Origin of the sequence: Magnetospirillum fulvum MGU-K5 (assembly GCF_000442515.1) — a bacterium.
GTDB lineage: Bacteria > Pseudomonadota > Alphaproteobacteria > Rhodospirillales > Magnetospirillaceae > Phaeospirillum > Phaeospirillum fulvum_B.
This window is the reverse complement of sequence record NZ_AQPH01000033.1, coordinates 22,919-35,816: the sequence shown is the minus strand read 5'-3', so window position 1 is coordinate 35,816 and position 12,898 is coordinate 22,919. Positions and strand designations below refer to the sequence as shown.

Here is a 12,898-nt window from a genome sequence, read left to right as displayed (position 1 = left end):
TGGCTGGCCCGCATATTGCGTATCAAAGGAGAGCCGCGACCGGGCCGCGATGGTTCGGTTTTCTTCCCTTTGATGTGTGGGATTACCGCCATGGTCTCGAAGAGCGTCACCTTAGCCTCTGCGCTGACGATCGCCGTCCTGGTCCTGGGGGGTTGCGACAACGCTCAACAGCGGGAGGCGAAATACAAAGCCCGCGGGGCCGGTTACATCCTTGACCGGAAGTTCGATCTGGCCCGGGTCGAGTTCAAGAACGCGGCGAAGATCAATCCCACCGATCCCGACGTCTATTACCATCTCGGGCTGATCGACGAGGCGCAGGGCGATGTGACCAATGCCATCGCCAATTTCTCGCGGGCCGAGGTCCAGGACAGGACGTTCGTCCCCGCCTTGCTGAAAATCGCCCGCTACCATCTCGCCGCCGAACAGATCGAGGCGTCGGAGCGCAAGGTGGATACCATTCTGTCCGTCCAGCCCGATAATGCCGATGCCCACGCGCTGCGCGCCGCTCAGAAGATGAGACGGAACGATCCGGTCGAAAGCGAACGTGAAGCCCGCTTTGCCCTGGCGCGCGATCCGGCCAATGTTGGGGCGATCTCGGTTCTGACCGCTCTTCAGGTGGCGCGGGGCGAAGCGGCCTCGGCGGCGGCGACCCTGGATTCCGGGATCGCCCGCAATCCCGATGAAATCGCCCTGTTGCTGATGAAGATCGACATGGCCCGCAAGGCCAACGACCTTCAAAAGGTCGATGCCGCCTTTCACAGCCTGTTCCGGGTGCTGCCCGCCGAGCGGGTTTATCGCGCCGATCTGGCCGACATCTATCTGAAGGCCGGTCGGATCGATGCGGCCGAGGCGGTGTGGCGCGAAGGAATCGCTGCCGCGCCGGAATCCTGGGGGATGAAGCAGGATCTGATCGCGTTCCTGGACCGCAATCGCGGGATCGAAGCCGCCGAGGCCGAGATCACCCGCTATATCGCGGCGAGTCCGGATCAGTCCGAATTGTATTTCTGGTTGGCCGATCTCTACATCGCCCATGACGCGCCCGACCGGGCGGTTCATCTGTTGGAGAAGGTGGCGACGACAGAGAAGTTCGAGCCGCAGGGGCTGAACGCGCGGGCCTCGCTGGCCCGGATTCAGTTCGCCCAGGGAAATCGCGCTGTCACAGAAAAGCTGATCGCGATGATTCTGGAAAAAAATCCGACTCATCCCGACGCTCTGTTCATGCGGGCCGGGCTGAACTTTGACCAAGGGCGATATCAGAATGCGGTATCCGATCTGAACGAGGTTCTGCGCGACCGTCCGCGCTCGCCCGAAGCAAAGCAATTGCTGGCCGAATCGCTGTTGCGCCTGGGCTCACTCGACCGCGCCGCCGAGGTCCAGGCGCAGTTGGTCGATATCGTGCCTCAGGATAACGCGGCCCAGGTGCGGCTGGCCCAGATCCTCAGCGCCAAGGGAGAGACCGCTCGCGCCCGGGCAACGCTGGATCGGGTGACCCGGACTAATCCTGACTATCCGGTCGGGTGGGAAAGTCTGGCCCGGACCGCGATTACCACCCAGGATTGGAAGACCGCCGAAATGGCGATTGCCCGTCTTGACGGTCTGGCCGGGCAGACCTTGCCCGCCGCGTTCCTGCGCGGCGAGGTCGAAGCGGCCACCGGCAAACCCGAATCTGCCATCGCCCGCTTTGCCCAGGTGGCGACGGCCGATCCCGCCACGCCGTTAGGCGAGCGCGCCCTGGCTGCCCTGGTGCGCGCCTATGCCGGACTTGACCGTCTCGCGGCGGCGGCGACCTATCTGGACAGCCTGAACAGCAAGAGTTCCTTCGTCGCCAATCTGCGGGGCGAAACCGATCTGGCCCTGGGTAAGCGTCAGGCAGCCGAGGCGGAATTCGAGAAAGCGGTGGGGGCGGGCGGTGGACGTCCCGAGCCCTATCTCAACCTGGCGCAACTCCGCCTCAACGATCACCGGGGCGATCAGGCCATCGACGTCCTGCGCCAGGGCGCGGCGGCGTTGCCGGGCAATGACCGCATTGCCCTGGTTCTGGCCGATAGCCTGAGCCAGTTGGGGCGGCCGGGCGAGGCGATTGCCGTCTATACCCAGGTGCTGGAGCGTAATCCCAGCCTGGATACGGCGGCGAACAATCTGGCCGCCTTGATCGCCGATTTCCAATATGCCGATCCCGAGGCGCTTCGCCTTGCCCTGCGCGTCGCCGAACGTTTCCAGGGGGCGAGCGATCCCGCATGGATCGACACGTTGGGATGGGTTCATTACCGCCTGGGCAACGTGCCCGAGGCGGTCTCGCTGTTGCGCCGGGCCGTCGCGGTGGGTCCGGTTTCGCCCCAGATGCGCTATCATTACGGCGCAGCCTTGATCCGGGCCAACATGAAGGAACAGGCCAAGCTTGAACTGCGGGCCGCGACCGGGCCGGGCCAGTCCTTTCCCGGTATCGAGGAGGCCCGCCAGTTGTTGGCCTCGTTGTGACCCCCACCGCTCCCGCACCGCTGTTGTGGGTGTGGGTCGCCTTTTTTCTCAGCGCCTGCTTCGTGACGGCGGACATTCACATCGTGCTGACAACCGTCGTTCTGGTGGCGGCGATGCTGTTTCGGCGCGGGGTCGATTATTCGGGGATTTCGTCCGCTCTGCCGCTGTGCCTGATCGTGATTCCGGCGCTGGCGATCACAATCGCCGCCGGAGAGGTCGGCTGGATCGCGGTGAAGTCGATCGCCTTTCTCCTGCGCATTCCGATTTACATCGTGTTCGGGATGGCTTTTTGCCCCCGAGGGAACGGCGCGCGGACGGTGCTGGTGGCCGCCCTGATCGCCGGGGTTGTCGCGGCGGTCAAATATGCCGCGATCTATTTTTACTCCCCCGATGCCAATATGGACGCGCGCGAGGAAGTCCGCTCGGTGATCGGCCGGGGATATTTCATCTGGTGCATCGCGGCCTGTGCCGGGATTTATTTCTATTTAGACAAGCGGATAGTGCCGCTGCGCCGTCATGCCGCGCTGGGGGCCGTCGCGATGATTCTGTTTGCCGCGATTCTGTCCTCGTCTCGCTCGGTCTTTCTCAACACCGCCTTGATCGGGATGGTGATTGCCGGGCTGATCCCGCTGCGACGTCTGCGACTGCTGGCTTTGACCGGGTTGATCGTCGCCGCTTTGGTGACGACGCCGGCGTTGCCCGCCTTGCTGGGCGAATCCCTGGTGTCGGAAATCGATTCCGTCTCTCCGGATTCCGTGCGCGAGGTGTTGCCGATCCGCCGCAGCGACCCCAGAGAGATCAATCAATATTGGCGCGGGCACGAGGCAACCCACGCCTACGCCCTGCTTGAAGCCGATTTTCCCGGATCGCTGCTGTTTGGGACCGGGCTGCACACCCAGGCGAAGCTCGTTCTCGACCGTCTGGGCCAGTATTATCTGATCCCGACGGTGGTATTTCACAACGGATTCGCCTTCCTGCTGGTCCGCGGTGGCCTGTTCGGAATCGGGCTGTATCTGATTCAGATTCTGTTGCTGGTGCGCGACTCGCGGCGTCTGTCGGATTCCTGTCCCGACCCGACGCCGGAGACCCGCCTTTATGCCAGGATCATGGGCGGTCTGGTTCTGATCGCGGTGATCTCGACCCCGACCGTCGCCGGGTTGATCAATAACGGCGAAACCGGCGCGACAATGGGGTTGATGTTCGGCTGTGGTCTGTCCCTGTCGCGCCGCCGCCGTCGTTTAGATGTCGTTGGCGATGCTGAACACGTTCTCGCCGTGAAAGACAAAATCCCGGTTCAGCTCTGAGACGGTTTTTAGGAAGTTGGCGGCGTTGGCCGTCTTGGGGAACATCCAATCATGCAGTTCGATGATGATGATCGGAAAGGACTGGACCCACTCGGTGTTCCGGGCGAACAGCTCGGATTCGAATCCCTCGATATCGATCTTGATCAGGAATGGCACCTGAGATTTTGCGGCGGCCTCGGCTAGCAGCGTGTTGACCGAGATCAGCCGCACCGGACCATCGGATTGCGTGCGGACGCGATAGGCGTTGTTGCCCAGTCCGGGGTCGATCAGCGTGCCCGCCCCGTCGTGATTGGCGATACCGGCCTCGATCAGGGTCACCGCTTTGTCGGCGATATTGCGTTTTGCCAGGTCGAGATTGCTGCGATCGGGTTCGAGGCTGACGATCTCCGCATCTGGAAAAGTCTCGGCAAAAAAGCGCGCCGCCAGCCCGATATTGCCGCCGCAATCGAGGATCAGCGGATCGTGGCCGGACTCGACGATCTCGCGGTATCGGCGGCTGAGATCGGCCCGCCGCGCCAGCTTTTCGAAGCCGTAATCGTTGTCGAGGAAGACCTGTTTGGCCGTGTACCAATCGTTGACGGTCTTCAGCCGGAGTTCCAGCCGCCGCCCGGTGTGAAGATCCAGCAGGATCTGGACCCCCGGTAATGGCGGCAGGATCGCGACAAAGCGCCTGGGGCGCGCGGTCGCGGCGCGGAACAGGTGGCGCCCCCAGAGGGCCAGGATTTTCAGGGTGGTGGCAACGGTTGGGGTTTGAGGCTCGATCATCGTGCTCTCCTCCTGCCGAAGCCCCGGAAGCGGGGCGCACGGACCCGAAATCAGCCACGTTCCGCCGCGAACAGCAGAGCCGACGCCAGCAATAGCAGCGACCAGGCCAGGCTGTACGCGACGATCCGGCGACTGCCCATATAGCGTGCCGAGATGAATCCATAGACCAGCAGCAGGATCAGACCCGATCCGGCCAGAATCCACGGTGCCGCCGCCACCCCATAGCGGGGCAGCGCGATCAGCGAGCCGATCACCACCGCGCCGATGACCAGGATGTAGGTGCCGATCCGGTAGCGCATTTCGCCAAGCGCGGTCAGCTCGATCCCATAGGCCGAGGCGGTGAAGCGGAACAGGATGAAGCAGGACAGCCCGGGCCACAGCGGGATCAGCGGGCTGAATTCCGGGCCGTAGACATGGATCGTCCACAGCGGCCCGAACACCATGAAACCGAAAAAGCCGATGGTGGCGAGGCCGACGAACTCAAGATTGAGCTTTGCGGCCAACTGGTTTCGCCGACCCAGATCGCCGCTCTGATGGGCCTCGGCCAACTTGGGCAGATAGACCATCGCCAGAATGGCGGAGACCGGGGCGACCCCCTGCAACAGCTTCGCTCCGGCCTGATACAGCCCGATCTCGACGTGACTAAGCAACAGGCTGACCATCACGACATCAATCTGGTTGGACAGGTTGACCAGCAAGCCGTCGATGGCATAAGGCGAAGCCTGCCGCATGATCCGCAGCAGGTCCGCCCGCCGGACCGGCCAGACCGCCGCAATTGCCAGAAACGGCCGCAGCACGATCCAACTGGTCGCCAGATAAAACAGACGGGTGACCATGAAGCACAAAGCGGCGGCGGCGATGCTGTCGCTGGCGACGGTCACCCAGGCGATCGCGGCGACCGAAACGATGCTGGTCGCCACCACTGTTCGCGCCTCGACATCGTAGCGTCCGACGGCGCGGACGGTGACGAAACACAGATCGGCGAACGAGGTCGCCATCAATCCGATATAGACCGCGACGATGACGATCACGGTATCGTGCACCGGAGCCACGACCGCCAGGGCGACCAGACCGCCCAGGGTGACAAGGCCGGTGGTGATCAGCTTCACCATCAGGGCCTGCATCACGATGGTCGCGCCGCGTCCCTGGTGGGCTCCCGCCTCGCACAGGGCATAGGTCCCCAGACCGTAATCGGCGACCAGCCCCAGCAGGGTGGCATAGACCATCGCCGCCGCGAACACGCCGAACGGTCCCGGTCCGAGATAGCGGGCGAGCAGGACAAAGATTACCAACCCGGTTCCGATCCGGGTAAAGGTCGAGACCGACATCGCGAACTTGTCGGATTTCATGGCGCGGTCGGATCGGCGGGATGCAGCGCTTCGGCGAAGCTCCGTTCGAAAATGGTTTCGGTGAAGCGTTGGGCATGGGTTATCCGCGCCGTCTCCCCCATCGTGCGGACAGCAAAGGGCGAGGCAACCGCCATTTCCAGATATCGCGCCAGATCGGCGGCCGAGTTCGGCTCAAAGCGCCATCCGTCGCGATCCGGCGTTACGATCTCGGTCAGGCCGCCATGATCGGCGGCGATCACGGCGCGGCCGTGCGAGAACGCTTCGATCGCGACCAGCCCGAATGGTTCGGGCTTGCGCGACGGGACCACCAGGATGTCACACCATTGATAATGTGGGGTGGGATCGGGATCGAAGCCCAGGACCTCGATATAGGACTCAAGCTCGAACCGGCGGATCAGGTCGAGCAGAGCGAGATCGTGGCGGGCATTGTCGAACGTGCCGCCGACGATGCGAATCTCGATCCGGGCCCGCGCCTCGATCCGCATCGCCGCCACCGCTTCGACCAGCAGGTCTTGCCCTTTCCAACTGTTGATCCGGCCGAGCATCAGCACTTTCAGGGGGGCAAGGCCGTCATACTCGACCGGGCGGGTCTTCTCCGGCGTCTTGCATGAATTGAGTACCACCGCCTGGGGGATCGCTTCGGGCAGGGAAAATTGGGTCTGGGTGGCGGCGGAATTGAAGATCATCGGAATGGCGGCCCAGTGCAGCAGCGCCCGCACCGCCAGCAGGGCCAGACCGTCCGGGCTTTCATGGACGTGGCACAGGCACGCCGCCGGGCTGGTCCGGGCGGCAAGGAGGTAATCGGCGATGACCGAGGTGCTGATATAGGTGAGATCGCTGTCGGCGATCCGCCGTCTTGCCGCGCGGATGCAGCCGATCAGATGCGGTAACCGGAACAGCAATTTCTGCGCGATGTCTTTTTTTCGTCAGCACCCAGATATCGTCGAAAACGATGCTGACCCCCTCCATCCGTAACGGATCGACGATCGGGCCGGGTTTGGGCAACACGATTTCGATCGCCGCTTCGGGGTGGAGGCGGCGCAGGATCGCGACGCACTGGATGAACAGCCGATCCGAGCCGTACAATTCATAGCCCTGATGGATGCAGCAGATCGTGCGGATCGGGTCGGGATGCCGGGGAGCGAGTGGGCTTTGCTGAGTCATGATCTCACCGTCCCCATGCCGGGGATGGAGCGGCTTCGGCCATCGCGCCCTGCAAAATCGGGACGGCATCGTCTAAAAACCGTCCCAGCCGGGCCGCGGCGGTGTCGACCGTCTCGGCGGGGTCAAGCGGGGTCAGCACCCGGATCAGCGCGCCGTTGGTCGGACGCAGGCGCAAGGCATTGCCCAGAATATGCAGCTTGACCGCGTAATCCTCGGTCAGACGCTCGCCCTGCTCGTCGAACCAGTAATAGAGCAGGTGGCGGGCCGTCCCGTTTTGAATGAGGACGAGATTGACCGGGAACGCCGCGCCATTGACCGTGATGATTCGGCGCGTCAGCGAGACAATCTTCCAGCCACCGCCGGGAATGCAGATTCGCGGCGAGTGATAGGCGGCGGTGCTATCCTGGTGGCCGTAATAAGCGACATGGAGACTGACCGTGGCACCGTCGTCGCCGACATAATCGGTCAGGACATAATCGTCGAGTTGCAGCGTCTCGATCGTTTCGGCTGGGATGGTTTGGCGGGTCCCGCGCCAGGTTCCGATCGCGGTGGGAAAATATTCCAGCTTGGTTTGCAGCCGGACCGGACCGGGGCGGTCGGGCGGAAACAGGGCAAGGGCGATATCGGTTCCTACGGCAAGCGCCAGCAACGCGGTGGCGGCGATTGTCCGCTGCCACGATTGGACGGTTACGCTAAAGACCGGCCGACGCGACAGCGACAGGGCCGAGGACTCAATCTCGATCCGGCATCCGAGCAGGCGCAGCAGCCAGAGTTCGAGCAGCAGAACCAGAAGGCAGCCGATGAAAATCACCCATCCTTCGAAGGCGTGAATGAAGCCCTCGGCCATTGCCGGTCCCGCTTCGTTGACGGCGATTCCGGCGATGGCGATCCGCAGACTGTTCATCAGGACGGTGATCGGCGGTGACGACAAGACGATGAAGATCTGGATCCAGCGCCGGGACTTCAGCAGAAAGGCGACCAGGACGCTGAAACTCAGCAGGGGAAAGAGATAGCGCAACCCGCTGCATGCCTCGGCCACCTGGAGGCGGTAGCCGCCGAGATCGATCACGTTGCCTTCCGAATAGACCGAATAGCCGAGCGCCTGAAGAATCGCCCCGCCCAAATCGGTCGAGATCAACTGAAGCTGAACCGAAATCTCGGCAAAGATGAAGCGCGGCAGCGGGACCGCGAAAATCAGATAAGCCAGCGGAACGGCGAAGACGACGCATTTGCGCCAGCCGAACAAGGTGACGAAGCCGCCATACAGAAACAGCAGCACCGAATAGGGCTGGACGCCCCTGACGTTCGACAGTTCGCAGCCCAATTCAAGCAAAAGCGATGCGCCCACCAGGGCGACGCCTCCCCACGATCCCCGGATGACGAGGTCTTGGCCGTTCAGGCGGTTGACGAACAGCAGGATCGCCAGCGGCAGGACCAGATAGCCATAGCTGTATTCCGGCTGCTCCCAACTGGTGAAGATCAGACCCAGCGCGTCATGGAAGACGAATCCGGCGGCGGCTAAGACGACGACGATGCCGATGACACGCGGCAATCTGGTACGGAAATCCATGGCGCTTCGCTTTCGGGTTCATCGACGCAGTCGGACGGGAAGGGCGCATGAGCCCGGTCAGTCGGTGAGCGAGGACAGGAAATGGTGCAAGGGGCGCCGGCGCCGCGCTCCGCTGCGGATAAGGGGGTGGAGAGCGGTTCCGATCAGAATTCCGGTGCCGCTGGCGAACGCGTCCCAAAGCGCGGCATGGCGGCCAAAGGCGAAAATCTGACCGATCTCCAGCATTCCGGCATACAGGATGAGAAGGGCGGCCACCGCCTTGAGCCCGATCCGACGGGCATAGGCCAGGGCGACCAGAGTGCTGATTCCGGCATAGGCCATGACATGTTCGATCCGGCCATCCAGTCCGCTGCGGATCATCTCGTCCCCCGGCAACCATGACAGCAGCGCCAGCCCGATCAGCCCGATCCAGGCCAGCAGGCGCACCGCAATCGACCGGATCGAAGCTTGTGCCATCGTCACGCCAGAATTCCTCCGCGTTTCAGCCCGTGGGGCGTGAGAAGCCATCAGCATGAATCGTGCCATGGCCGGGGATGACGGCGCCGGGTGCGTAAAACAGGCCTATCCCATCCGGTCTGCTTGGGCAGTGTAAAATAAAAAGACAGGTAAGTTGAGCCTTTATTCGCGTAATTTTATTAAATCATTTGTTACGAAATGATGTTGTTTCGGTTTGTAGATATTAATCTATAAATGAAAGAGGGGCATTTATGGAAAAAAGCTATCTTTATGCCGGAGTCGATAAGGTTTCAGACTGAGTCTGCTCTCGCCAGCCTTCCATTCTATGTTTCGGTTGGTGCGATCAGATCAGTCGCTTCCTCGGCGGGAGGATTCGGTGGATGACAGGGATGAGAAACCATCCGGACTCGATCAGTACCCGGGTCGGGCTAGCGGTCGCCGCATTGCGCGACGGCGTCCGGCGGCGGTTCGGTCCGGGCGATGACGCCCGATCGCTGCTGGCCGCTTTCGTCGCCACCATTGCCGCTCCCGGCGCGGAGGGCAGCCTGGGGCAACGGTTGTTGCGGGCGCTGGTCGATGCCGCCGCCAGCGAGTTCGGTGCGATCTGGGTGCGCAATCCCTCGACCGGGGCGTTTCTGCCGATGGCATCGGTGGGAATGGCCGGGCCGTTGTCGCATGTGTCGGCCCAGGCCGATCTGTCGCGTTTTCTGGCCGAGACCGGACGGATCGTCGAGGTCGGCGAATGCGGATGGGACCACGAGGACGCGGCCGCGCCGATCCTGCCGCCGTGGATGGGTGGCTTTGGCGAGGGGTGGGTGGTGGTGCCGCTGATCCACCAGGGCGGCACCGAAGGATTCGCGATGCTGTGTCTGGCTCCGTCGCAGTCGGTAGAGGGAATGATGGCGCTGGCGACCCTGGCCGCCAGCTATCTTGCCGAAGCGCGGGTGTCGCAGGAATTAAGCGATGTGCGGTCCCTGTCGGATTACAGCCGTCGCTCCGCCTTCATCCGTCACGACGTCAAGAACGTGCTGGGGCAGATGTCGTTGATGCTGCAAAACGCCGAGCGTTTCGGCGACGACCCCCTCTTCCAGCGCGACATGCTGATGACCGTCGGCGCGGCGGTGGCGCGGTTGCGTGCCATGCAAAGTCGCCTGGATCGGGGCGGGCGGGTGCTGCGTCCGCGCCGCTTTAATCTTGTCGAGACCGCCGCCACCGCCGCCGCGGGCTGGCGGCCGGGGCGAGCGGTGATCTTTTCCACCGAAAGCCCCGTCGTGATGGTGTTGGGACAGGCCGACCGGATGGTCTCGGTGCTGGGGCACCTGATCGGCAATGCCTGGGATGCCGCTGGTCCCGATGGAACCGTCCGGGTTGCCGTCGGTGCTGACGGCGTGGTCGAGATTGCCGATAGCGGGCCGGGGATGTCGGCCGATTTCATTCGCGACCGCCTGTTCCGGCCGCTTCAGACCAGCAAGCCCGGCGGATCGGGCATCGGCGCATTTCAGGCGGCGTGGCTGGTGCGCGAAATGAACGGCTGCCTTGATGTCGAAAGTGAACTGGGCCGCGGCACCCTTGTCCGCATCCGTCTGCCGACACGTCCCGGCGTGGTCCGGCGCGGCATCCAGCGGGACGGATCGGCCGAACGCTTCGGTCTCTCGGTGTAAAAAAGGGAGCGCGTCGCGATGTCGTCGATCCTGCCCGAAACGCCCGCCATCCTGGTCGTCGAAGATGACGAAGGGATGCGGGCACAGCTTCGCTGGGCCTTGTCCGATTACGAACTGTATTTCGCCGGGGACCGCTCCGAAGCGATTGCTCAGTTCCGCAGGCGCGAACCGCCGCTGGTGGTGCTTGATCTCGGCCTGCCCCCCGACTGCGACAGCGCCGGGGAAGGGGTGGCGACCCTGCGCGAGATCATGACGATCCAGCCCCTGACCAAGGTGATCGTCGCCTCCGGCACCGAGGACCGCCGCAACGCCCAGGATGCGATCGGCGGGGGAGCCTATGATTTCTATGCCAAGCCGGTTGATAGCGACGTCCTTCGCGTCATCGTCGAGCGGGGCTGGAACAGCTATCGGCTGGAGGCAGAGCGCGACGACCGGCGCGAAGGCCTGGCCGGTGACAGCGGATTTGACGGATTGCTGGCCGCCTCGCCTCAGATGCTGAAGGTCTGCCACATGGCGCGCCGGGTCGCCGATGTCGAGGTGGGGGTGCTGATCACCGGAGAGAGCGGCACCGGCAAGGACGTGCTGGCCCGCGCCATCCATGCCTGGAGCGACCGCCGCGACCGCCCCTTTGTCGCGATCAATTGCGCGGCGATTCCCGAAGCATTGTTGGAAAGCGAATTGTTCGGTCATGAACGCGGGGCGTTCACCGGCGCTTTTGCCCAGGCGGTCGGTCAGATCGAACGGGCCAGCGGCGGCACCTTGTTTCTGGACGAGATCGGCGACATGCCGCTGGCGCTTCAGGTCAAGATTTTGCGTTTCCTTCAAGAAAAGCAGATCGAGCGGGTGGGGGGACGCAAGACCGTGCCGGTCGATGTCCGCGTCATTGCCGCCACCAACCGCAATCTGCGCACGATGATGCAGGCCGGATCGTTCCGCGAGGATCTGTTTTATCGTCTGAACGAGGTTGGGTTGGCGATTCCGCCTCTGCGCGACCGCCCAGGCGACGCGGCGCTGATCGCCTCGTTCCTGCTGACGACGATGAGCCGACGGCTGAGGCGGCCGATCAAGGGTTTTGCGCCCGAGACGCTGGCCAGGATCGAGACCTATTCCTGGCCCGGCAATGTGCGGGAATTGCAAAACCGGCTGAAGCGCGCGGTCGTCTTGGCCGACCGGCTCTATATTACGGTAGAAGATATGGATCTGTGCGACGGGGGCGAATCGGCCGACGCCCTGCGTCTGCCGACGCTGCGTCAGGTGCGGGAAGAGGCCGAGCGCCGGGCGCTTAACCGCACGCTGGCGATTACCGATAACAATATCCAGGAAGCGTCGCGGGTGCTCGGCATCAGCCGTCCCACCCTTTACACCCTGATGAAGACGCTGCGGATCACACGGGGGCCACGACTCGACGTGTAGAGCCGATTCCATCGGAATGGAATCGGCTCGGGGCCCCAAAGGTGCTAACGCGGCAGGCACTGGAAGGTGACGGTCCGGATGCCGTTGGGGTTGGTGCTGATCGTGGACGAGACCTGCTGCGCCCCATTGCTCAGGCAATAGCTCTGGGCGTTGCGCGAGGCGTCGAGCAACTCCTGGTCCGAACGAACGCTGTAGACCAGATTGGGGTTGTAGGGGGCCGGAACTGGGGGCGGCGGGGCAGCCGCGACCCGGACACATTCGAATACAACGATCTTGCTGCCATCCGTTTCGGTCGAAAACGTCTTCGTCCGCGGCGTCGCTTGATATTGGTTGCAGTAGGAGGCCGCGCTCTGATTGGCCTGGACCAGTTCCTGATCGGCGGTGTAGCGGTAGGTCACGGTGGGCGTGTTGGATTGGACCAATTGCGGCGTCGAGGCAACCGGGGCACACGACGCGACCAGCAGGCCGCTTGCCAGGACGAGGGCAAGCGGAGCCAGCGGCAAAGCGCGCAGAGGCAAAGCGGTCATGGCGTGATCCTTGTCTGTCGAAGGTCCGGCTGGCCCATCTGGTGTGGGCCGCTCTTGCTTTCCCTCCTGCCCAGTGGAACCCGGATTGAATCCGGACGCGTTGAGCGGAAAGGGCAAGCACCCATGCCAACGAACGGACGGCCGTTGGCATGGGGTAAATCACGGGGAAATCGAGGGGGCATTTCCCACGTGAAATTTGATTGCGTCATGC

At 63.2% G+C, this 12,898-nt stretch carries 10 protein-coding genes; 4 read left to right on the top strand and 6 right to left on the bottom strand.

What is annotated here, in order from left to right:
* Positions 1-90: 90 nt before the first annotated feature.
* Both K678_RS09830 and K678_RS09825 read left to right on the top strand, forming a co-directional pair.
* Positions 91-2,478, top strand: a complete 2,388-nt coding sequence (locus K678_RS09830; protein WP_039852689.1) for a tetratricopeptide repeat protein — start codon at positions 91-93, stop codon at positions 2,476-2,478.
* The gene (locus K678_RS09825; protein ID WP_021132304.1) at positions 2,475-3,782 is read left to right on the top strand and encodes a hypothetical protein; all 1,308 of its coding nucleotides are present in this window, start codon (positions 2,475-2,477) and stop codon (positions 3,780-3,782) included. The genes K678_RS09830 and K678_RS09825 overlap by 4 nt, the downstream gene beginning before the upstream one ends.
* Here K678_RS09825 and K678_RS09820 read toward each other — a convergent pair.
* The 5 genes from K678_RS09820 to K678_RS09800 all read right to left on the bottom strand — a co-directional run bounded on the left by K678_RS09820 (position 3,717) and on the right by K678_RS09800 (position 9,092).
* Positions 3,717-4,547 (bottom strand): FkbM family methyltransferase, encoded by an 831-nt coding sequence (locus tag K678_RS09820; RefSeq protein ID WP_021132303.1) that lies wholly within the window; start codon positions 4,545-4,547, stop codon positions 3,717-3,719. The two genes, K678_RS09825 and K678_RS09820, sit on opposite strands and share 66 nt — an antisense overlap.
* Before the next feature lie 50 nt (positions 4,548-4,597).
* Positions 4,598-5,896 carry an oligosaccharide flippase family protein gene (locus K678_RS09815; RefSeq protein ID WP_021132302.1) on the bottom strand — a complete coding sequence of 433 codons (1,299 nt, stop codon included), beginning with the start codon at positions 5,894-5,896 and terminating at the stop codon, positions 4,598-4,600.
* A complete protein-coding gene (locus tag K678_RS09810; RefSeq protein WP_021132301.1) occupies positions 5,893-6,798 on the bottom strand; it encodes a glycosyltransferase in 906 nt (301 codons plus the stop codon). The genes K678_RS09815 and K678_RS09810 overlap by 4 nt, the downstream gene beginning before the upstream one ends.
* A 266-nt stretch (positions 6,799-7,064) precedes the next feature.
* Positions 7,065-8,630: a VPLPA-CTERM-specific exosortase XrtD gene (gene xrtD, locus K678_RS09805; protein ID WP_021132300.1), complete on the bottom strand. Its 1,566-nt coding sequence runs from the start codon at positions 8,628-8,630 to the stop codon at positions 7,065-7,067.
* A gap of 57 nt (positions 8,631-8,687) precedes the next feature.
* Entirely contained in the window at positions 8,688-9,092 is a 405-nt protein-coding gene (locus K678_RS09800) for a VanZ family protein (protein WP_021132299.1), read from the bottom strand.
* A gap of 383 nt (positions 9,093-9,475) precedes the next feature.
* On the opposite strand from K678_RS09800, the gene K678_RS09795 reads away from it, so the two are divergent.
* Positions 9,476-10,747 carry an ATP-binding protein gene (locus K678_RS09795; RefSeq protein ID WP_021132298.1) on the top strand — a complete coding sequence of 424 codons (1,272 nt, stop codon included), beginning with the start codon at positions 9,476-9,478 and terminating at the stop codon, positions 10,745-10,747.
* 18 nt (positions 10,748-10,765) lie between these two features.
* A complete protein-coding gene (prsR, locus tag K678_RS09790) occupies positions 10,766-12,160 on the top strand; it encodes a PEP-CTERM-box response regulator transcription factor (protein WP_021132297.1) in 1,395 nt (464 codons plus the stop codon).
* Positions 12,161-12,204: 44 nt separating this feature from the next.
* Here prsR and K678_RS09785 read toward each other — a convergent pair whose 3' ends face one another.
* Positions 12,205-12,687 (bottom strand): hypothetical protein, encoded by a 483-nt coding sequence (locus tag K678_RS09785; protein ID WP_021132296.1) that lies wholly within the window; start codon positions 12,685-12,687, stop codon positions 12,205-12,207.
* Positions 12,688-12,898 lie beyond the last annotated feature (211 nt).

Bases quoted from the DNA above. Each gene is read 5' to 3' on its own strand.
- K678_RS09815 (WP_021132302.1), bottom strand. From the start codon at position 5,896: ATGAAATCCGACAAGTTCGCGATGTCGGTCTCGACCTTTACCCGGATC.
- K678_RS09795 (WP_021132298.1), top strand. From the start codon at position 9,476: ATGAGAAACCATCCGGACTCGATCAGTACCCGGGTCGGGCTAGCGGTC.
- K678_RS09830 (WP_039852689.1), top strand. From the start codon at position 91: ATGGTCTCGAAGAGCGTCACCTTAGCCTCTGCGCTGACGATCGCCGTC.
- xrtD (WP_021132300.1), bottom strand. From the start codon at position 8,630: ATGGATTTCCGTACCAGATTGCCGCGTGTCATCGGCATCGTCGTCGTC.
- prsR (WP_021132297.1), top strand. From the start codon at position 10,766: ATGTCGTCGATCCTGCCCGAAACGCCCGCCATCCTGGTCGTCGAAGAT.
- K678_RS09785 (WP_021132296.1), bottom strand. From the start codon at position 12,687: ATGACCGCTTTGCCTCTGCGCGCTTTGCCGCTGGCTCCGCTTGCCCTC.
- K678_RS09820 (WP_021132303.1), bottom strand. From the start codon at position 4,547: ATGATCGAGCCTCAAACCCCAACCGTTGCCACCACCCTGAAAATCCTG.